We start from the raw sequence: 19,428 nt of genomic DNA on the forward strand, positions 1-19,428 counted from the left end.
GAACTTACTGCTTATTACGCTGTAGTGTCAGTGTCCCATCCATTTTTTTACACTTCTTACCTTTTCTATAAACAATACCGGCCGGATCACTTTACTTTTTGCATTGCCCTGAATATGCCACTGCAACCCTGCAAAAGGATATTTTATATATTCCTCATAATTGACAGTAATTTCTCTTTTGCTGCCGTTTACGGAATAATGCCCGCTTTCACCTGCAAGCCGTTCCCGGGCAGCAGTCACTCCATCTCCCTGCCTGCGTACTGCCTCTGTACTGCCTGATACAGCCGCCTCATATGCTTTTGCCGTGTATACGCCCTTTTTTATAGTTCCGACCAGCAGCAGCAGAACTGCAAACACTGTCAGCATCCATACACCACTGATACAGGCAGCTTCCAGTGTATAGCTCCCCCTGCATACTAAGTTTCCTTTATTCCTTCTTCTGTTCTTTTTTCTGCTTTTTCTTCTTGGATACCTCATATCTCTCATATCTCCTATATCCCCGCATATTCCCCCATATGTCCTTATATCCCCGCATATCCCCTCATGTCCTCTATATCCCATGTCCTCCATATCCACCATGTCCCCCTGTCCTCCATATCCCCCCATGTCCTCATGTCCTCTATATCCCCATGTCCTCCATATCCACCATGTCCTCTATACCCCCCGCCTTAACCTATAATGAAATGAAATACCATGCCTCCAAATAAAAACGGAACAAAAGGCATCTCATATTTTCTGTCTTTTTTCTGTACAGCCATCAAAAAACCTGCTGTCAATACAGCCAGTAAAAAAGCACCGGACAATACACTCAAAGTCTGCCATAACCCCAGATAAGTTCCCAATATTAACACAATGATCCCGTCTGCACTGCCCACTGCCCAGCCGGATACCCTGCCCAGAACCAATAGAAGTAATCCCGGCAGGCCGCCCGGTATCAGGCTCGTCACCACATTCCACATCTCTTTTGGAATGCCCTTAGTTTTCACTGCTGTGCATATTAAACTGCCTGCCAGAAATAAAAGAATCTTCCATACTGCAACAGTTTTACTTCTTAAATCTTCCCATCCCATAAACCCAAGAAAAATACCTACTGTTATTTTTTCTGCCATCTAATCCCCTTTTCTTTGTCCGCAGCGTGAACAGAGGTTTCTGTTGTCCGCTTCTGATTTTTTCATAATCCGCACATGGCGCGAAAGGCCGCCGCATGACTTGTCACTGTGATAACGGTTCCCCTTGTCCGCAATATATACAAACATATCCTTCTCGTGCCCTTTCATACACTTTTCACATGGATAATATTTATCCCCATACTCATTCCTGCTCTGTGCCGCGTTCTGCATTGCCACCCGTTTTGTCGTAAGCTTTATATGGGTGCAGTCCGATGAAGTGTGGTATACACTTTCATAATCCGTAACATAGACCATCTCTTCCCCATAGCTGTTATCCGCACTGCCGTATTTGTCCCCATTATATCCAAGCCAAGCCTGCGCACAGGCTGCCGCCTCTATCTTTACCGGAAAAACCGGAAAGAGAGCCACTGGACTTTTATACAGATAATTTGCCCTTATGCTTACAACACCGTTCCTGTAATGAGACCCCAGTAGTGTGACTCCTGCCTGTCTTCCCACAATTCCTGCTAGATTCTCACCCTTTAATCTTTTCTGTACCTCTGCTGAGGCATAGGCAATACAAGCTGCATCTGTCACTGCCCCTACGGGAGATTTACTTTCACCGTCTATACTATAGGCATACATGCCCAGTTCCTTGGCACTCTGGCTCATAGACGACACCAAAATCGTCTGAATCCGAAAAATGTCCATCATACTGATCAGCATTACCATTGCCAGAAAATAGAGAGGGAGAACAGCTGCGCTTTCCAGGGTAAGACTGCCTTTTTGCTGAAGAGAGTACCAATCCTTTCTATTACATCCTTGTCTGCTTTTTGTCCTGGGCATATGCTCCCCCTCTCTGCCTTTTACATATCATATCCGTAGCTTCTGACTGCCGTCCATCGCTTCCCGGACGGGCTTAGAAAACTTGTCTCGATCTCCAGACCTTCCATACAGGAATCTATCCGGAAATTTTCTTTTCCCGGTTTGAGCCGTATATTCTGCTCTATCATATCCATACAGCGGAATGCCAGACTGTGCCTGGAGGTTGTGAACAACAGTATCTGCAGATAGTCATTATAATCTAATCCGGAAGTATTTTCTGTCTGTCCATTCTGCAGCAATGTAAAAATCTGTCCTATATGGGAAAGTTCAAGCTTCCAGTCAGCACCTGTCTTTACCAACGGAACTTTTCCTCCGGCCATCAGTTGACGCACATCCAAAAGGCTCTCTCCGTAGGCCCATCCCAGCAGAAGCAGCTTTTCCACCACAAAGGCACCTTCCGGTATCAGAAGCGCTGTGCACAATGACGTCGCCAGTGCACTGGACTGCGCTCGTTTTTCCGGGTCCGTATAGAGATACGCCGCATTGGCTGCCTCACGCAGCAGTAAAATCCTGTTTACTGTTTTTTTCAGGTTCTCCCTGTCGCTGCCCCTGCCTCCCAGTATGTATTCCACCTGATAATCAAGGGCTCCCGGATTCCCGGGCACCCTGTAAGTACCAAGCTTATTCATAACATAGGTCTGGAGAAAAAGTTTGTCAGCGGCTCCAGTTTTCTGTTCTTTCATATCTCCCATACCTTTCTGCAGATTTCGGTTTGAAGTGAAAGTGGAAACGTCTGTTTCCTTTTCGGAAATAACTGCATCGTTTGGAAGAACTAATCCCAGAATTCCCATAGCCCGGATTCGCTTTATGATCTCCAGAGGATTATTTTCCGGGGTGATCTCCGGCATACCCGCACCTTCCGCCTCCGGTTCCTCCGGCATCGGAGGCGCACCGGCATCCTTTTGCTCCTGCTGCTGTTCTATTACTTTTCCTGTATCACTGAGATACTCCTTCAGGCGTTTAACAGCTTCTGTACCCAGATGCTCTCTGACAGCCGCCGCTGCCTGTGCGCAAAATACCTCCCCATCGTTATCCGAGGCCAGACTGTACCCTGTAATAGAACAACTCTCCTGTGTACTTCCCCTGATACCGCTTTCCAGTGTCAGTGCCATGGAATTTTCCATTTGCTGCACCACATGGAAGGCATCTATACTGCCTCTACCGTATCCGCTGTCCAGAAAAAATAAATCGTATTCCTCCAGCAAATCTCTCTCATACTCTGAGAACACGGAGTACAGCCCTGTATCTGCTGCATTCACTGCCTGTACCCGGGCATACTGCTCTCTGCAGAGCTGAATACCCGCTGCCAGGATACCAAGCATAACAGACAGCATCATACACATGGCGATCGTCATACTTCCTTTTTGTCTCATAACAACCTCTCTAAATGCTGTTGCTCTGGCTTGTGATCTTTGACAGAATACTCTGTATCAGACTGGTAAGCTGCTTTTTAAATATGATAACAAGCCCGATCAAAACCACTAACACAAGCACGATTTCTATCACAGTGATCCCAGACTCATCCTCGTAAAAATCCCTGAACACCCTCATGATCATCACCCCCTTTCCGTGTATTTTTGCTCTGCTATAGGTTAATAAAAGCTTAAAAAAGCAGGGATCATAACCAAAGCCATCACCAGTGCAAGCTGCATAAACATAGGCCCCAAAAGCTTTGCAGATGCCTGTTCCCCACTTATTTTAGCCTTCCTTTTCCGCTCTTCAATAGCGGCAGCGGACTCCCGTTCAAGGAGTGTTAGAACCCCCTGGTTTCCTTTCTTCAGGTTCTGGATAAGGAGCACGGAAAGGACTTTGTATTCCGATAGGCCGCAGCGGTTTCCCAACCGTTCATATGCCTGCGCTTCCGGCAGTCCGCCCTCCATTTCACCATAAATTTCCACTAATTCCTCATAGGCCGTCCGCCTCTTGTAACCGTATCTTTTACATGTATTAATATAGTCTTTTGCAATCTTTTCCACCGCGCTGCGCACCGTCAGCCCTGCCTGCAGAAATAATAAAATTCTGCTCACAATGTCCGGATAATCAGCCTGCATCTGAACCTTTTTCTTCTTGTCTTTTTCCTTCTCTTTCTCTCTGTATAGCGGCAGGATCAACAGACCTAAAAATGTCCCAAACAGACATATGAGAACCCCGGTACTGCTCTGTTCGCTCCGGAAAATAACCCTGGTCCCATTTACTTTTTCCGGCAGTTTCACTTTCTCCGTAAAGGCACTATTTTCGGCATCCACTGCCCTCTGTACTTCCCTCTGAAGTCTTATATCATCGGAAATCAGCTCCGGATAAACTGTCACTTCTTTTTCCCATTCCTCAGTCTCACCGCCCAGGCCGAGGCCGCACATAAGCTTTACCTTTGTGCCATGCTGTGCAGTATTTTCTCCGATTTTCCCTTCCCAGTCCAGTACCTCCGGAGTATCTGTGCTCCAGGACATATTAACAGGGAAATCCGGGCTGCTGTCCGGCAGATAAAGAGGATGCTGAATTTTATCCAGACTTTCATTTTCCCCACGGATAAGAATCTCCATCTCTTCTTTTACCTGGTTTAAAATTTCCCTTGCCTCTTCCGGATTGTATTCTTTCTCCCGGACGTATACTGTTATATTCTGCTTTCCTTTCTCTGACCGGACTGTCAGTTTCTCCTCATAATCTCCCTGGCCGTATCCACGCCGCTCCAGATATTCTGTCTTTCTCTTCTCTGCAGATTTGTTTTCCAGGAAATACAGGATGAGACCAGCCGTGTTTGCCAGTAAAACCACTGTGATTCCCAATGCAAGTGCCTTTTTCTCTCCGACAAAAATCTTCTCAAACTTCAATCTCCACGATCCTCCTGCCCCAGATAAAAGCCACCGCATAACAGCAGAGACAAATGGTCATGATACAGACCCCGGCTGCATTGTGATACAGCATATCCATAAACCCCGGCGAAGTCATTCGCATATAGAGGATGATCCCAATGGGCATGAAACTCATAATGTTCTGTTCCATTTTCCTGGCAGCCAGCATAGCGTCAATTTCTTTTTTGACATCGATCTTATCCTCCATGATCCTCACACAATTCTGTATTGTCTCTCGCATATTGCCGCCCATACGTTTGGACTGTGCTAAAATCTCTGAAAAACTGCGGATATCCTCTACATGACTTCTACTCCCCAGATCGTAAAACAGTTTTTCCACCGGAACGCTGACACGCATCTGCGCTGCCATATATGCCATTTCTCTTGATATCTCCCTGTCAGGCCCGTGTATTCGGTTCATATCCTTTCCCGCTTCCAAAACAGCGTTTTCCAAAGAATATCCTGCCGCGATTCCGGCTCCCAGTGCATTCAGCACATCCCTGAACTGGTGATGAAGCCTCCTGCGCCGCAGCATTAAAAGCTGTCTTTTTCTCTGCCTGATATACCAGAAGGGAATGGGGAGCATAAACAAAAATGTGATAAAGCTTTGGTAGCAGAGAGCATTTATGATCACGCAGATGAGTACGCTCTCCCCCAGATATCTGGCCCATTCCAGAATTGTCAATTTGTAGTGTTCATAATCCATCTTCAAGTGTTATCCCCGCCCTTTCTAATTTACCCCTGTGCTTCAGTTTCCCTTTCTGTACAAGACCGCATTCCTCCTCATACAAAAACAGTGGATTCAAAACCACTTCATCCTCAACTATGCCATCTATCTCACAGATCTCCAGAAGCCTGCGGCTCTTGTCCCTGAGTCTTCCCAGATGGACAAATATATCAAATCCCGCTGCGATCTGACGCCTGATAGCGGGAAGGGGAAGATTGATACCCATGAGGACCAATGTTTCCAGCCTTGTGATCATGTCACGGCAGCTATTGGCATGTATGGTCGACATACTCCCCTCAGCCCCCACATTAACAGCCTGCAGCAGTTCCTCCGCATCACTTCTCACCTCCCCCACGATTATCCTGTCCGGACGCATACGAAGCGCCGTCTTCAAAAGGTCCGCCATGGTAATTTCCTGTGACGCCTCAATATTGGCTGCCCTGCATTCCAGTCTGACCAGGTTGGGAATCCCCTGGATTTGAAGCTCTGCGTTGTCCTCTATGGTTATGATCCTTTCGTCTTCAGGAATAAAGGCAGACAGGGCATTCAGCATAGTTGTCTTGCCCGCCCCTGTTCCTCCTCCGATAAGAATGGTATACTTGGCCCGCACCAGCGGTATCAGAAGTCTGAGTGTCTCCTCTGTCACACTCCCATATGCAAGGAGCCGCTCCATAGTAACCGGCTCTTCCGGGAACTGACGGATCGTGAGGACAGGACCATCCAGCGCCGCAGGTGCTATGACTGCGTTGACCCTGGAGCCGTTGTCCAGTCTGGCATCCACAATAGGATGCAGTGTGTTGATGACCCGGTTACATCTGCCTGCGATCTGCTGTATCACATCATCCAGCTTTTCCGGAGATGTAAAATGTTTTTCCCAGGGAAAGATCCGGCCGTTTTTCTCAACAAAAATGTGCTGCCATCCATTCACCATGATCTCCGTAATACCGGAATCCTCCAAAAGCTCCTGCAATACATCCAGTTTTCGCACGGAGCAGAACAGCTCCCGCCTCAGTTCACTTTTCTGTCGGAGATTCAGTCCCAGCCTTCTTCCCTCCTCCATGATCAGACTGTCGATCAGTTCCATCACTTCCTCATCTGTGCTCTCCCACATACTGTCCAGCCTCTCCATCAGGCGGTTCCTAAGTTCAGAAAATATCTCCATCCTGCACCAGCTTTCTCACATGATCTCCAAATCTTCCGCCGGCAAGGCACTCCGGCCATGGGTCCTCCCCCTTCTCAGCCACCGGCGGAAGGGTAAGCTTCTCCGTCCTTGCAAGTACATCCCCTTTTCCCGCACTTTCAAGCCATGCCTCATACTGACCCATCTTTGCCGCGGAAACCGGGTCCTGCAAAACCGGCGTGTAAATCCGGCTGCATTCCTCCAACAGCCCCAGTGTCTGGCTGACTCCTGTACCAAAATCAAGAATGATGACCTGATACCCGCTGTAAAGCCTCAGCTCCTCAAAAAGCATCTGCCACTCCTCCCGGGTTATCTGCTCCACATCCTCCGGGGTGATGACCGGGGGGACATAATGCAGTCCTCCGGCCTCCCGCACCATAGCTGCAAGCTGCACTGCCGGCTGTCCGTTTTTCTGCCGTATACAGTAAAACAGATCCCCCAGATTTCGCTCAAAGCTGCAGGAAAGCAGATTTTCATAACCGGAGTAGGGTTCAAGGCTAAGAAAAAGCACGGAATACCTCCCGGCCAGCACCTGCCCCAGTGCCAGAGCAAAAGATGTTTTGCCCACACGTCCCAGAGGAGAATAGACTCCCAGAATGTACATCTTCCTTCCCGCAGATGCCGCTCTCTCTTCTGAACGCGCAGCCTCCCCGTAGATGGCGCTCACCTCCTGCATGATCCTTTCACAGGACTGGTATTTCCGTACAGACGGAAACCCTTCCGGTACTGTGCCGTTCTCCTCATCTAAAATGATGATTCTGCAGGCAGGCAGCTCTCCAATCTCAGGACACATACTCCGCTCCGCGATCAGCAGAAGCTCTACAGGATTTTTCTGTATATATGCACAGACTTTATCCGCTCCTGTAAATGCAGCAAACTCAAAGGGATAGCGCCCCTTTCTTTCCAGCCATGCGGTGAAGCTGCAGGCATAAGAGGCCTCCTCATCACACACTGCCATTACTTTTTTTCTCAACAAAAACCTCCCGCATACAGCATAATTCCCAGAAGTATCGGCACCGTAAAGTGCAGATTCTCCTCCTTGCTGTCCTTTCTCATATAGGGAACAGGACAACGTTTCTTTTTACAAATCTTCAGATAATGGAAAAAATAAGAAAAACGTTCCTGCAGATTCCCGCAGGAAATAAGAAATGCCAAAGAAAGTACAGCGCCCAGAAGAAAGACGCAGAACATACCTTTTATGATTCCGCTACTGCCCAGGAATCCTCCCATCACAGCCATAAGCTTAATATCACCTGCTCCCATCATTCGGAAACAGAACAGTGGAAACAACAATACCGCCGGTAAAAATACCCCGCCCAGATACACCGGCATTCCCCGGGCACCGTGTAAGAATCCCTGACATCCAGCTCCTGCCGCAAGTCCCAGAGCGATCCATCTGTTGGGCACCTTTTCCAAAAATAAGTCCGTGCAGACCGCGCCTGCAGAAAAGAACAGTGCCATACCCGTCGCTAAAGACATAAAAACACCTCTTTCACTATTTGCATTTTGTTTCCGGCCTCCGCCCATACTTTTATAAAGTGCGGCTGCCCATAAGCCTTTTCAGAATTACCCTCTGTCTATAGAGATAGGGGAATTTCCGCTTATTTTGTTAAATCAACATGGAATCCATCTGCCGAACGGCTGATAAAAAATAGAAAAGCTAACGACTTAGCTTGAAAATGATTATATACTTCCCGGCGCCTCTTGTCCATAGAAAATTTTACCAAAACGGCTTTTTGGCAACCCTTCACAAAATTACTATTTGCAATAACGGTCATTTTCAGTTAAAATAGTATATTATACAATCAGATGGCCTGAAAATGGTTATATGCCGAAGGAGAATCGCTATGGGTATCATTGTATTTTTAGGAGACAGCATTACCGACGCCGGCAGAATGACATCTGACAATCCTCTGGGTAACGGATATGTCAGCGAGTTCGCGGCCTATATTACTGAAGCTGACCCCAATTGGCGGGTTTTGAATAAAGGTGTTGACGGCAATATCACAGAACAGATCGCCGGTGTACTGCAGAGGGACTGCATTTCTTATCATCCGGATTATGTGAGCATCCTGGTAGGGATCAATGATGTGGGGCTGATCGTACAGGCCGATGTGCCGGAGCAGGAGAAGCTCTACATGCTGGAGGACAGTATCCGTGCTTACCACGAAATGCTGTTTGACTTATCCAGAGAGACCACTGCATCAGTCATCACACTGGAACCATTTATTTTTCCAAAATGCGGCAAATACCATGACTGGGTTCCCTGGCAGCATAAGATGTCCAAAAATATCCGCAAGCTTGCCAGAAATTACAGCGCACACTTTGTTCCGCTGCAGAAGCCCCTGGAAGAAGAGATCGAAAAGCATGGTTATGACGCTGTCACAACGGATGGTATTCACCTGACTGTCCTTGGTCAGAAGATCCTGGCGGATATTGTCAGAAACGCGTTTAAATTATAACCGGTCAAACCGCTGATATCTACATGAAAAGAACTGTCGCGGAATGTTGAAACACCTTGGAAACAGGTGCTTCAATATTCCGCAGCAGTTCTATTTTTTTTCTGCTCCTGCGTATGATGGGCAGACTTACCGTATAATTACCTTTTTACTCCTCAGCCGTAAATGCGGCAAACTCTGCATGGGCAGCCCGAGCTAAATCCACCGGATTTAACTTTATGGTGGAGCCGATCCTCCCGCCGCTCACATAAATCTCATGATATTTCTCAGCACTCTCCTGGATAATGGTCTTATATTGTTTCTTCATACCCAGGGGACTGCATCCGCCTCTGACATACCCGGTCACTGCCGTGATATCTTTTACATGGATCATCTCAATGGACTTTTCCCCCAGTACCCTGGCCGCGGCTTTTAAGTCTACCTCCTCTGCAATGGGAAGGACAAGAACATAATATTCCTTACTCTTTCCCTGTGCTACCAGAGTTTTAAAAGACTGTTCCACAGGCGCTCCTGTCTTTTCTGCCGTGTGCAGTCCGTCTATGAATTCATCACACTCATAGGTGAGCGTCTCATAAGAGATTTTATTCTTATCCAGAATTCTCATGGCATTTGTCTTCACTTCTTTGTCCTTGTTTTTTGCCATTTTATCTCCCTCCTAAACTTTTAATTTCTTCATGAACCGCTTAAAGAGAATCACTGCCGCTGCCGCCGCAATGACCTCTGCCAGGGGAAATGTCATCCAAACCCCGTAAATCCCCCATATTCTGCTGAACAATGCAGACAGCGGCACAATGATCACAAGCTGCCTCAGCATGGATATCAATAGAGAGTGCATCCCCTGCCCCAGAGCTTCAAAAGACCCGGAGAGCACGCACCCCACCGTTGACACCACAAAACCTAGGCTGATGATCCGCAGCATAGGAACACCCAGCCGCATCATTTCATCCCCTGCGTCAAACAGCTTCATGATCCACCCAGGACACGCCAGGAAAAGGACTGTGCCCAGAAGCATAATGGCTCCCGCCACCTGGAGGCTGCTTTTCAGTGTCTCCATCATCCGCTTCCTGCTGCCTGCCCCATAATTATAGCTCATGATCGGGCGCATGCCCTGTACAACACCGTTTGCCGGCATATACACAAAGGACTGGATCTTGATGTAAAGCCCAAAAGCTGCAATAGCTGTCCCCGAAAACGCCGTCAATATGGAATTCAATGCCCCCACAAGCAGAGACGGCATAGAGATCATAATGGCAGAGGGGATGCCCACCATATAAATTTTCTTAACAATTTCCCAGTCAAAATGAAATCCGTGAAAATCCAATTTTACCTGGGTACATTTCTTCAGATAACAAACCATAGCTATGATACCCGCAGTGATCTGTGCTGTGACAGTGGCCACAGCCGCGCCCTTGACCCCCATGGCGGGAAATCCCAACAGACCGAAAATCATGATGGGATCCAGAATAATATTCAGAACTGCACCGATTGCCTGAAAGAACATGGGGAAAACCATATTGCCCACAGACTGAAAAATTTTCTCTGCAAACAGGTGATACATGCTTCCAAAGGAAAAGCAGAGTACAATACCGGCATATTCACAACTCATCCTGTAAATCTGCGCATCCTCTGTGAACATTCCTATAAAAGGTTTTACCAGTAAAAGTCCGATCAGTATGAAGAGAACGCTGTGCAGGCCTGTCAGCACAACACCGTGAGCCGCGGCTGCCTCTGTCTCTTTTACATTCTTTGCCCCTAAAGCCCTGGCAACACAAGCATTCAGACCAATGCCAAAGCCCACGGACACTGCCAGTATCAGATTTTGAAGCGGATAGGCCAGGGAAACTGCTGTCAGGGCGTCCTCGCTGACCCTTGCCACGTACATGCTGTCCACAATATTATAAAGTGCCTGGATCATCATGGATACCATAGGCGGTATGGACATGGAAACGAGAAGAGGAAGTACCTTTTTTGTTCCCATGATATTTTCTGTCTGTTTCATATTTAGTCAATCCTTTACCTTATTTCTAAATCTTATTTCCTAATCTTATTTATCACTTTTCCAGCAGAAGGCAGAACGCTTACGATCCGTTACTCCTGATCATACATATCCGTTGAAAGATAGTGGTCTCCAGTATCCGGGAGAAGCACCACTATATTTTTCCCTTTATTCTCCGGACGTTTTGCGAGCTGAGCCGCAGCCCACACAGCCGCACCGGAGGAGATTCCCACAAGAATCCCCTCGCACTTTGCAATGTCATTGCCCGTTTTGCAGGCATCCTCTGTGGTAACGCAGATAACCTCGTCATAAATATTTCTGTCCAGGATACTCGGAATAAAATTAGCGCCAATTCCCTGGATTCCGTGTGCTCCCGCCTGTCCTCCGGACAAAAGCGGAGATTCAGCAGGCTCTACGGCAATGATCTGAATTTCCGGATTCTGCTTTTTCAGGTATCTGCCTGTGCCTGTCAGGGTCCCCCCTGTTCCCACTGTAGCCACAAAGATGTCCACCTTCCCGTCTGTGTCCCTGTAAATCTCCGGACCTGTGGAAGCCTCATGTGCTGCCGGGTTTGCCTCATTGTCAAACTGTCCCATAATGACAGATCCCGGAATAGTTTTCTGCAGCTTTTCAGCCTTTTCTATACTGCCCTGCATTCCCTTACTGCCTTCCGTCAGAATCACTTCGGCCCCGTAGGCGCGAAGCAGTTTCTGGCGCTCCACACTCATGGTTTCCGGCATGGTGAGGACCGCATGATATCCTTTTGCGGCAGCTACAGAGGCAATGCCGATTCCCGTATTTCCAGAGGTAGGTTCTATGATCGTGGCTCCCGGCTTTAACCTGCCTTCCTGCTCCGCCCTTTCGATCATGCTCAGGGCAACTCTGTCCTTTGCACTTCCTGCCGGGTTGAAATACTCCAGTTTTGCGATCAAACGCGCCTGCAGTTCATATTTTTTTTCGTAATTGCATAATTCCATAAGAGGTGTATTGCCGATAAGCTGGGCAGCGCTTTTTTTGATATTTTCCATGTGAGATCACTCCTTTTAAATTTTCCGATTCTCTTTATCAGATAAAAGCATAGACTATGGCTGTTTTGTTTGTCAATGCATTTTCTCATGTTTTTCGCACATACTAAAAGAAACGGAGAAAGGAAATGTGCGAAATGAAAGATATTACAACATCAGTGAAAAATGAGAATTCCGAAAACTGCCACAGAGGCGGCGGAAAAGGCCAGGGAAATGGAAATGGCGGAAAAGGCGGCAGCAAAGATATCTACCACGTGGAATCCAGCTCTTCTGATGACCTTGACGGACAGGCAGCTATGGAAATGACAGGACTTATGTATAAGCCTCCGGTCAGTGAAGCGGAACTGGAATCCTATAAAGAGGTCTATCCCTTCTCCCCGGAAGAATACACTGAAGAATAAATCTTTTCCCGTATAAAGGGCGGAGCTGTGTTCTATCACATCTCCGCCCTAAGTTCAGGTTCTGTCTCAGTCACCTGAAGTGCTGTCATTTTTGTCTGTATTCTCTTTCTTGTTGTCTGTGTTCTCTTTGTTGTTGTCTGTGTTTTCTTTGCTGTTGTCTGTGTTCTCAGTCTTACTATCAGCATTTTCTGTTTCCGTATCAGTTAAACCCTTGCCCTTTACCTCTGTCTCCGCTCCATCTGAACCGGTATCTCCTGATGAGGAAAACGCCTGAGGTGACTCGTATTTGGCAGCCAGTTCCTTAATACTGTCCAGGGTAAAGGTCTCATCTGTCTCCTGATGGATTCCATGGGCCTTTGCCAGCTCTTCTGTATAATCTGAAACCTTATATACCGCACAGTTTTTCTTTTCGCTGTCATAATGCATCACAAGAGGCACCAGCTTGTAATCACTGACAGATACCTCACCTGTCTTGCCGTCTTTTTTCAGGGTAATATCTGCCATACCTCCCACAAGACCTCTCACCTGAACATCTGCGGAAACGAAATTGCCGAGAGAGCTGTAAACCAGCATATTTTTCCCATCCTGCCTGGGCATCATGCCGTAAGACTGCAGAACATGGGGATTGCTGCAGATCACCGCGTCCACACCCTGTGCTGCCAGAAAATCTATCCTCTGTCTTGCTGTGTCGGAAAATTCCTCTGAATACTCAGCTCCCGCGTGAAGAAATACCATGACAAAATCAGCTTCCCCTTTTGCCTTCTCCACATCCGCCTTTACCTTGTCCTCAGAATAGACATCTATCATATAGGAATCCGCCTCGGAAAATCCTGCATCCTCGTCCACGCCGTAAGTATAATTCATCACCGCGATCTTCATGTTCTTCTTATCAATGACTTTCACACGGTTCTCTGCATCCGCCTCATCCCCGTGAATCCCCAGAAGCTGAACGTCTGCATGCTGTGTCTGCCAGAAGGCGGCAGAATTGAGTATTCCCGGCTTGCCTTTGTCAAAAGCATGGTTGGTCGCCTGTGTGACTATATCAAATCCCGCCTTTGCCAGAGCGTCACCCACCTCAAGCGGAGTTCCCATAAGCCCGCTTCCCGACACATCCTTGTGGTCATTGACCAGAGGTGTCTCCTGATTGACGGCTGCCAGGTCGGCTGCCTGGATATCACCTGCCACCTGCGCATACAGGGCATCATAATTCCAGGTCTCCTCATTCTCTTTCCCTGCTTCAAGCAAGGCGTCCTGCAGAATATTGTCTCCCACTGCAATGAAGTGCAGCTCACTGTCTGCCTCCTGCTTCTTTGCCTCTTCCTCAGCTTTTTTCTGCTGGGCAGCTTTGATCTCTTCTTCCTGTTTTACTTTTTTCCTGTGGTTGCTCACAGAAGCGCTCACGATCACCACCAGCAATATTAAAACGACTGTCCCTGCAAGGATCATCCTCTGTTTCATCACCTGCTGACGGCGTTTCATTTCACGGGCCTGAATCCTTTTCTTTCTCTCAATCTCTCTTTTTTCATCTTCGTTCATATATTCACCCTTTTCTGCCTGATTCGATTTAGAAAGTTCACTTTCTGCCGTTACGGATATCAGATATTTGCCAGTGTCAGTTTTATTCTGCACTATTAACAACTATTATAACAAATATTTTGTAAAACACAATTCTATTTCTATGTAAATTTATCGCAACAGCTCCGCCTTCTGCCGTCCCGCTGGTTTTTGCCTTGCAAATGCGGCACAATTCCACTATATCCACACGCCGGACAGCATTTTTTACGGTCTCTGTACAAGTTCCTGCTGCCTCAAACCGGATAGGGAAATTGTAACAATTTATCCAATATCTGCTCTAAAACAGGCCTGAATTTCTATTTGCGCCTGTTCTCCATACGGTGTATCATACAAAACGAGACTGTTGATCTTATCTGCAAAAGTCAGAGGTACTATTATGTCAACTAAAAACCGCGACTACTTTTTCGATAATTATAAAGCCCTCCTCATTGTCCTGGTGGTAATAGGGCACTTTATAGAACCCTGCTATGACAACAATCTGTTTTTGTCGGGACTGAAATGGATGATATTTTCTTTCCACATGCCAGCATTTATTTTCATATCCGGTTACTTTTCAAAAAGAGAGATAACCTTTGGAAAGCTGGTACAGAAACTGGTCATTCCTTATTTTATCTATGAGCTTATCTATTATTTTTTATATGTTTTCATCATACACAAGGATACCGGCCTTTACTTTGCAAGACCTAAATTTTCCCTGTGGTACCTGATGGCTCTGTTTTTCTGGCGGCTGGTCACCCCTTATCTGAAAAGGATTCCGGGATATATGTTCATCGCTGTCACCGCAGGGCTGTTGGTAGGCATGACAGAGCTGGACAACTTCTTCAGTATCCCGCGTATTCTGGTATTCTTCCCCTTCTTCCTGGCAGGATACCGGTTTGAAAGGGACTGGTTTGAAAAAATAAAGAAAAATGCCGGAAAGCTGCTGGCTGTTTTTTCCATATATCTGGGCGGCTGCCTGACACTTGCCTATGCCTTTAAAGTACATCTGACACCAAAAATTTTCTACGGCAGATATTCCTATGAGGAGATGGAGACTGGATACGGAGAGGGAATCCTCATAAGGCTTGCCTGTTATGGCGTTTCTTTTCTGGCTATTTTCCTGGTAAGTACCGTGGTCTCCAGGAACCCCCGAAGCTTCTCAAAGCTCGGACAGCGTACCATGCCAATCTATCTGTTCCACGGTATTGTGTACAGTGTATTGAATGCCACACCGATCCTGGAATCCGTGTCCGAAATCTGGCAGGGCGCTCTGCTCATCGGATTTTGTCTGGCACTTACCCGGCTTCTGTCCATGGATGGGCCTAACCGTTTTGTGACAAAGGTTTCCTCCCTCCCTGTTCCCTCCTTCTTCGGGAACGGTTCAGGAAAAAATTCAGGGCATTTTACAGGAAACTTTACGGGGTTTGGAAAAAGGATACAAAAAAGGCTGCATTTCCGTCATCCGTATGGATGATGGAAATGCAGCTATTTTATTTTGTACGGTTATTTCAGATCCTGCTCACTCCTGTGTCTCTGGCTGCTTTTGCCACTGCCTCGGCAACTGCCTTTGCCACACGTTTGTCAAAAGGATTCGGGATAATGTAATCCGGTGTCAGCTCTTTTTCATCAATGAGACCTGCGATTGCATACGCGGCTGCCACTTTCATTTCATCATTGATGTCTTTTGCCCTCACGTCAAGGGCACCGCGGAAGATACCCGGGAATGCCAGAACGTTATTGATCTGGTTCGGGAAATCACTTCTGCCGGTTCCCACAACGGCTGCTCCCGCCGCCTTTGCCAGATCAGGCATGATCTCCGGTACAGGATTTGCCATAGGGAAGAGGATGGGGCTTGGAGCCATGGTCTTAACCATCTCCTCTGTCACAGTTCCCGGAGCGGAAACACCGATAAATACGTCAGCGCCTTTCAGCACGTCTGCCAAACTGCCTTTTTCCATGCCGCGGTTGCTGATCTTGGCCATCTCCTCTTTCTCGGCATTCAGGCCGCTGCGGCCCTCGTAGATGGCGCCGTTTCTGTCACACATGATGACAGTCTTCAGTCCCAGACTTACCAACAGTTTAATGATGGCAATTCCGGCTGCGCCTGCCCCTGATGTGACTACCTTGATATCCTCCAGCTTTCTGCCTGTGAGCTTTAAGGCATTGAGCATTGCCGCTGCTGTGACAACCGCTGTGCCGTGCTGGTCATCGTGGAAGATAGGAATATCACAGCATTCTTTCAGCCTTCTCTCTATCTCAAAACAACGGGGCGCGGAGATATCCTCCAGGTTCACACCGCCAAAGCTTCCTGCCAGCAGGCGTACTGTATTTACGATCTCATCCACATCATTGCTTCTGATACATAAAGGAAATGCATCTACATCTCCGAATTCTTTAAAGAGTACACATTTTCCTTCCATAACCGGCATACCTGCCTCCGGCCCGATATCACCCAGACCCAGAACCGCACTTCCGTCGGTCACAACTGCTACCATATTATGGCGTCTTGTATACTTATAGGATAAATCTACATCCTCGGATATTTTTAAACACGGCTCAGCTACACCGGGTGTATAAGCCACTGCCAAATCCTCCGGGGTCTCCAGCTTTGCACGGCTGATGACTTCAATTTTGCCATTCCATTCCTCATGCTGTTTTAAAGCGAATTCTTTTGCGTTCATGATTTATCTCCCTTTCTTATGGAACCTCATGTTGTTTGCTTAAGTATGTCTTAGCTCTGCGCTCCGACAGGTGTACGGACCGCGGAAATATTTCTTCAGACATACTCTGGTACAGATGCAGCCGCTTTGTAACTATCCGGCAGGTCTGCATGCGCTTTTATTTTAGCATAAGAAAAGCCTCGGGGCAACACGTTTCTTCCTGTCTGTTTTATGTCCCGCCTGCCCTCAGGCAAAATTCATCCAGGCTGATCTCATCCGTGATATATTTCTGGAAAAGTTCCCCTGTGGCCTTGATATCCCTCATGGGTGTTCTCCACAAAGGACGGGGTTTCAGCTCCAGCTCTTCGGCATATTTTTTCAGAATATCCAGATCCGGTATATCCAGACTGCCTTCCCTGATCACGTCAAGACGGGCGGGCAGCTTCTTCATGTGGTCTGCATAGGCAGTGCTCCCCTCGCTCCCCGCCGCATAGGACAGGAACCTCTTTGCCGCCTCCTTGTGACCGGAGGCTTTGTTGAGAACATACTGCCATGTAGCCACATTTGCAGCATTCTTTTTGAACACAGGCATAGGGGCAGCATGGATCTTGTCCTTCCCGTAAACCCCGGCCCTCAAAAAAGTATCCATGGCTCCGCTGTACATGAAGACAGCTCCGTATTTTCCCTGTATGAATTTCTGCTCCATCTGTTCATACTGATCCACCATCTGTTCTCTGGGTGTCTTATCCTCTGCTGCCATGTAGTGCAGAAATTGCAGAGCCTCTCTGGTATTATCATCCGACCAGTCCCCATAGGTCCCTCCGAACATATTGATGAACTGCGATAATTCATTATACACATAGCTGGTTTCCCAGGCACTTCCGTACCCATAGTTTCCGTACCCATATCTGCCGTCCAGAAGTTTTTCAAAGTCCTCCCGGTCATTTACAGAGGAGAGTCCGGCCCTGTCCAGAAACTTTTCATTTACCCAGAAAACCATAATGTCCATCATGTAGGGAACAGAATAGACTTCCCCCTCCGCCATGGCAATTTTCTCCATATAGTCCTCAGGATAACAGGAACGTATGTCCTCCGTCATCACATCATCCCCGAGAGGTTCCAGATATCCCTGATATTTAAATTCAGTGATCATCTCGTCGTTGACCGCGATCACGTCGACAGAGTCATCCCCGGATGAGAGTATAGTAGAAATCCTGGCATGCCGGTTATCCGCATGGATCGGACTGGAAAGCAGGTTGATCTTCATGTTGAGTTTTTTCTCTGCCTCCTCTATGTACTGCCTGAATTCCTCCTTGTCGGCATCTGTATGCATCAGTGTTATCTCCTCCCTGCATACGTCCTCATCCTCAGGTATTACCTGCGCTCTGCCGTCCTTTGGACCGCATCCTCCGCATAAAATACCAACTCCCAATAAAATCCCCAATCTGTATGTTTTCACCTTTTACACCTTATCTTGGCCAGCGGTCCTCTTTTTTCATCAGAACCGGAAACGCACAGTGCGGTTCGGCCTGATACCAGTACGCAACACTGGCCACATCATCCTGACGTTCAAACAATCCTCTGTGCCCCACACCGATCTGCTGTATTGTCACACGCAGGTCCTCCTCGAAGCAGACCGGGTCCTGAATATGCCATCTGTAAAATCCCCGCATGGGCGGGCAGTCATCATTATGGTAAAAATTGTGGACTGCTTCATCATGGGCAGAATAATAGGGATATCCCAGATACGGTGTGCAGTAATTCTGCTCCACTGTCCTGCCGTCCACCTGTTTCGCAAAGCTCCAGGAGCCGCCAAAGTAGTCCTCTGTCCCGGTGCCGCAGATTGTGGGATATTCTTCATCTCCATCCAGATAGAATTTGATCTCACCTTCCCCCCACCAGTAACGTTCCAGGGTGGTCAGCGCCATGTAAGTTCCCACATAATGTCCCTTTCCCTTCACCTGGTCCAGGATCACATAATCCTCCTGCAGTCTGGTTATTTTTTCCCGTCTCCATCTGGCATGGAAATATGCAGTGTCTTCCGGCAGCGCTTCATACAGACAGTAGTCCACCTGGTAGAAAAACGCGGGTATAGGGTTCGCGTGCTGGTTCTCCAAGGTGATCCTGGCCTTTTTCCTAAAGGGCATCTGAAAATAGCAGTTCATTCCCCTGCTTGGCACTACCGCCATGGGAAGGGAATTGACAATACATTCCCTGCCGAATCCACAGCAGAAAAAATCTCCCAGAGGACTCTCCACAGACGGTTCTGTCTCGTCATCCCAGTACATGCGGAGCACCAGGTCCCGAAGCACAAAACAATCCGCGTCTGTGGTCCTGTCCGCCACAGTGACCCAGATATGGTTGATCACACCAGGGCCTTCTATCTCCGCCAGGGTCACTGTCTCCCCGCTTGCTATGTCATGAAGGCAGGGACTACCCTTCCTGGAAGGCCCAAGATGGCTTGCCGCCATTCCCCCCTTTCCCTTTTCTCCTGTGGGATTCTCCGCGTTAATGGCTCTGCTCTGTCCATGTCTTGCATATACCAGAGATCCCAGACTTCCTCCTAAAAAATCATACATATTC

Annotated in this window: 21 protein-coding genes; 3 read left to right on the forward strand and 18 right to left on the reverse strand. The window is 47.7% G+C overall.

Annotated elements, in window-relative coordinates; genetic code table 11:
* Positions 1-27: 27 nt before the first annotated feature.
* The 10 genes from BLCOC_RS25390 to BLCOC_RS25435 form a co-directional block, all read right to left on the reverse strand.
* Positions 28-606 (reverse strand): hypothetical protein, encoded by a 579-nt coding sequence (locus BLCOC_RS25390; RefSeq protein WP_115623771.1) that lies wholly within the window; start codon positions 604-606, stop codon positions 28-30.
* 62 nt (positions 607-668) lie between these two features.
* On the reverse strand, positions 669-1,109 hold the full coding sequence (locus BLCOC_RS25395) for an A24 family peptidase (protein WP_115623772.1): 441 nt from the start codon (positions 1,107-1,109) through the stop codon (positions 669-671).
* Entirely contained in the window at positions 1,110-1,955 is an 846-nt protein-coding gene (locus BLCOC_RS25400; RefSeq protein ID WP_115623773.1) for a hypothetical protein, read from the reverse strand. It abuts the gene before it with no gap.
* A 20-nt stretch (positions 1,956-1,975) separates the two neighbouring features.
* On the reverse strand, positions 1,976-3,367 hold the full coding sequence (locus BLCOC_RS25405; protein WP_115623774.1) for a DUF5702 domain-containing protein: 1,392 nt from the start codon (positions 3,365-3,367) through the stop codon (positions 1,976-1,978).
* Between the two features lie 10 nt (positions 3,368-3,377).
* Positions 3,378-3,545, reverse strand: a complete 168-nt coding sequence (locus BLCOC_RS25410) for a Flp1 family type IVb pilin (protein WP_044954583.1) — start codon at positions 3,543-3,545, stop codon at positions 3,378-3,380.
* 41 nt (positions 3,546-3,586) lie between these two features.
* On the reverse strand, positions 3,587-4,822 hold the full coding sequence (locus BLCOC_RS25415; protein ID WP_115623775.1) for a type II secretion protein F: 1,236 nt from the start codon (positions 4,820-4,822) through the stop codon (positions 3,587-3,589).
* Positions 4,812-5,549 (reverse strand): type II secretion system F family protein, encoded by a 738-nt coding sequence (locus tag BLCOC_RS25420; protein ID WP_049924654.1) that lies wholly within the window; start codon positions 5,547-5,549, stop codon positions 4,812-4,814. The genes BLCOC_RS25415 and BLCOC_RS25420 overlap by 11 nt, the downstream gene beginning before the upstream one ends.
* Positions 5,539-6,732: a CpaF family protein gene (locus BLCOC_RS25425; RefSeq protein WP_115623776.1), complete on the reverse strand. Its 1,194-nt coding sequence runs from the start codon at positions 6,730-6,732 to the stop codon at positions 5,539-5,541. Before BLCOC_RS25425 ends, BLCOC_RS25420 begins: the two co-directional genes overlap by 11 nt.
* Positions 6,716-7,723, reverse strand: a complete 1,008-nt coding sequence (locus tag BLCOC_RS25430; protein WP_115623777.1) for a P-loop NTPase family protein — start codon at positions 7,721-7,723, stop codon at positions 6,716-6,718. The genes BLCOC_RS25425 and BLCOC_RS25430 overlap by 17 nt, the downstream gene beginning before the upstream one ends.
* Entirely contained in the window at positions 7,720-8,229 is a 510-nt protein-coding gene (locus tag BLCOC_RS25435) for an A24 family peptidase (protein ID WP_018595559.1), read from the reverse strand. Before BLCOC_RS25435 ends, BLCOC_RS25430 begins: the two co-directional genes overlap by 4 nt.
* A 368-nt stretch (positions 8,230-8,597) precedes the next feature.
* Here BLCOC_RS25435 and BLCOC_RS25440 point away from each other — a divergent pair, with 368 nt between their 5' ends.
* Positions 8,598-9,212: a GDSL-type esterase/lipase family protein gene (locus tag BLCOC_RS25440; RefSeq protein ID WP_018595558.1), complete on the forward strand. Its 615-nt coding sequence runs from the start codon at positions 8,598-8,600 to the stop codon at positions 9,210-9,212.
* Positions 9,213-9,357: 145 nt separating this feature from the next.
* Here BLCOC_RS25440 and ybaK read toward each other — a convergent pair whose 3' ends face one another.
* The 3 genes from ybaK to cysK form a co-directional block, all read right to left on the reverse strand.
* The gene (gene ybaK, locus BLCOC_RS25445) at positions 9,358-9,852 is read right to left on the reverse strand and encodes a Cys-tRNA(Pro) deacylase (RefSeq protein WP_018595557.1); all 495 of its coding nucleotides are present in this window, start codon (positions 9,850-9,852) and stop codon (positions 9,358-9,360) included.
* A gap of 12 nt (positions 9,853-9,864) precedes the next feature.
* Entirely contained in the window at positions 9,865-11,208 is a 1,344-nt protein-coding gene (locus BLCOC_RS25450) for an MATE family efflux transporter (RefSeq protein WP_029471361.1), read from the reverse strand.
* An 89-nt stretch (positions 11,209-11,297) separates the two neighbouring features.
* Positions 11,298-12,233 carry a cysteine synthase A gene (gene cysK, locus BLCOC_RS25455; protein ID WP_115623778.1) on the reverse strand — a complete coding sequence of 312 codons (936 nt, stop codon included), beginning with the start codon at positions 12,231-12,233 and terminating at the stop codon, positions 11,298-11,300.
* A gap of 134 nt (positions 12,234-12,367) precedes the next feature.
* Here cysK and BLCOC_RS25460 point away from each other — a divergent pair, with 134 nt between their 5' ends.
* Entirely contained in the window at positions 12,368-12,631 is a 264-nt protein-coding gene (locus BLCOC_RS25460) for a GTPase (protein ID WP_226826369.1), read from the forward strand.
* 66 nt (positions 12,632-12,697) lie between these two features.
* On the opposite strand, the gene BLCOC_RS25465 is transcribed toward BLCOC_RS25460, so the two are convergent.
* On the reverse strand, positions 12,698-14,167 hold the full coding sequence (locus tag BLCOC_RS25465) for a CapA family protein (protein ID WP_115623779.1): 1,470 nt from the start codon (positions 14,165-14,167) through the stop codon (positions 12,698-12,700).
* 415 nt (positions 14,168-14,582) lie between these two features.
* Here BLCOC_RS25465 and BLCOC_RS25470 point away from each other — a divergent pair, with 415 nt between their 5' ends.
* Positions 14,583-15,659, forward strand: coding sequence for an acyltransferase family protein (locus tag BLCOC_RS25470; RefSeq protein WP_115623780.1), 1,077 nt, complete (start codon positions 14,583-14,585; stop codon positions 15,657-15,659).
* A 34-nt stretch (positions 15,660-15,693) separates the two neighbouring features.
* Here the strand turns inward: BLCOC_RS25470 and BLCOC_RS25475 are convergent, their stop codons facing one another.
* Genes BLCOC_RS25475 through BLCOC_RS25485 form a run of 4 tightly spaced genes read right to left on the reverse strand, consistent with a single transcriptional unit; the run spans position 15,694 to position 19,424 of the window.
* A complete protein-coding gene (locus tag BLCOC_RS25475) occupies positions 15,694-16,866 on the reverse strand; it encodes an NAD(P)-dependent malic enzyme (protein WP_018595552.1) in 1,173 nt (390 codons plus the stop codon).
* Between the two features lie 16 nt (positions 16,867-16,882).
* Positions 16,883-17,017, reverse strand: a complete 135-nt coding sequence (locus BLCOC_RS27845) for an AlpA family phage regulatory protein (RefSeq protein ID WP_369123939.1) — start codon at positions 17,015-17,017, stop codon at positions 16,883-16,885.
* A 57-nt stretch (positions 17,018-17,074) separates the two neighbouring features.
* Positions 17,075-18,304 carry an ABC transporter substrate-binding protein gene (locus BLCOC_RS25480; protein ID WP_115623781.1) on the reverse strand — a complete coding sequence of 410 codons (1,230 nt, stop codon included), beginning with the start codon at positions 18,302-18,304 and terminating at the stop codon, positions 17,075-17,077.
* A gap of 10 nt (positions 18,305-18,314) precedes the next feature.
* Positions 18,315-19,424, reverse strand: coding sequence for a glycoside hydrolase family 172 protein (locus tag BLCOC_RS25485; RefSeq protein WP_115623782.1), 1,110 nt, complete (start codon positions 19,422-19,424; stop codon positions 18,315-18,317).
* Positions 19,425-19,428 lie beyond the last annotated feature (4 nt).

The sequence above is a fragment of the Blautia coccoides genome, from assembly GCF_034355335.1.
GTDB classification, from domain to species: Bacteria; Bacillota; Clostridia; order Lachnospirales; family Lachnospiraceae; genus Blautia; species Blautia producta.

Excerpts from the sequence above, each read along its gene's own strand:
- BLCOC_RS25390 (WP_115623771.1), bottom strand. The coding sequence starts at position 606 with ATGGGGGGATATGGAGGACAGGGGGACATGGTGGATATGGAGGACATG.
- BLCOC_RS25395 (WP_115623772.1), bottom strand. The coding sequence starts at position 1,109 with ATGGCAGAAAAAATAACAGTAGGTATTTTTCTTGGGTTTATGGGATGG.
- BLCOC_RS25400 (WP_115623773.1), bottom strand. The coding sequence starts at position 1,955 with ATGCCCAGGACAAAAAGCAGACAAGGATGTAATAGAAAGGATTGGTAC.
- BLCOC_RS25405 (WP_115623774.1), bottom strand. The coding sequence starts at position 3,367 with ATGAGACAAAAAGGAAGTATGACGATCGCCATGTGTATGATGCTGTCT.
- BLCOC_RS25410 (WP_044954583.1), bottom strand. The coding sequence starts at position 3,545 with ATGAGGGTGTTCAGGGATTTTTACGAGGATGAGTCTGGGATCACTGTG.
- BLCOC_RS25420 (WP_049924654.1), bottom strand. The coding sequence starts at position 5,549 with ATGGATTATGAACACTACAAATTGACAATTCTGGAATGGGCCAGATAT.
- BLCOC_RS25425 (WP_115623776.1), bottom strand. The coding sequence starts at position 6,732 with ATGGAGATATTTTCTGAACTTAGGAACCGCCTGATGGAGAGGCTGGAC.
- BLCOC_RS25435 (WP_018595559.1), bottom strand. The coding sequence starts at position 8,229 with ATGTCTTTAGCGACGGGTATGGCACTGTTCTTTTCTGCAGGCGCGGTC.
- BLCOC_RS25440 (WP_018595558.1), top strand. The coding sequence starts at position 8,598 with ATGGGTATCATTGTATTTTTAGGAGACAGCATTACCGACGCCGGCAGA.
- ybaK (WP_018595557.1), bottom strand. The coding sequence starts at position 9,852 with ATGGCAAAAAACAAGGACAAAGAAGTGAAGACAAATGCCATGAGAATT.
- BLCOC_RS25450 (WP_029471361.1), bottom strand. The coding sequence starts at position 11,208 with ATGAAACAGACAGAAAATATCATGGGAACAAAAAAGGTACTTCCTCTT.
- cysK (WP_115623778.1), bottom strand. The coding sequence starts at position 12,233 with ATGGAAAATATCAAAAAAAGCGCTGCCCAGCTTATCGGCAATACACCT.
- BLCOC_RS25460 (WP_226826369.1), top strand. The coding sequence starts at position 12,368 with ATGAAAGATATTACAACATCAGTGAAAAATGAGAATTCCGAAAACTGC.
- BLCOC_RS25465 (WP_115623779.1), bottom strand. The coding sequence starts at position 14,167 with ATGAACGAAGATGAAAAAAGAGAGATTGAGAGAAAGAAAAGGATTCAG.
- BLCOC_RS25470 (WP_115623780.1), top strand. The coding sequence starts at position 14,583 with ATGTCAACTAAAAACCGCGACTACTTTTTCGATAATTATAAAGCCCTC.
- BLCOC_RS25475 (WP_018595552.1), bottom strand. The coding sequence starts at position 16,866 with ATGAACGCAAAAGAATTCGCTTTAAAACAGCATGAGGAATGGAATGGC.
- BLCOC_RS27845 (WP_369123939.1), bottom strand. The coding sequence starts at position 17,017 with ATGCAGACCTGCCGGATAGTTACAAAGCGGCTGCATCTGTACCAGAGT.
- BLCOC_RS25485 (WP_115623782.1), bottom strand. The coding sequence starts at position 19,424 with ATGTATGATTTTTTAGGAGGAAGTCTGGGATCTCTGGTATATGCAAGA.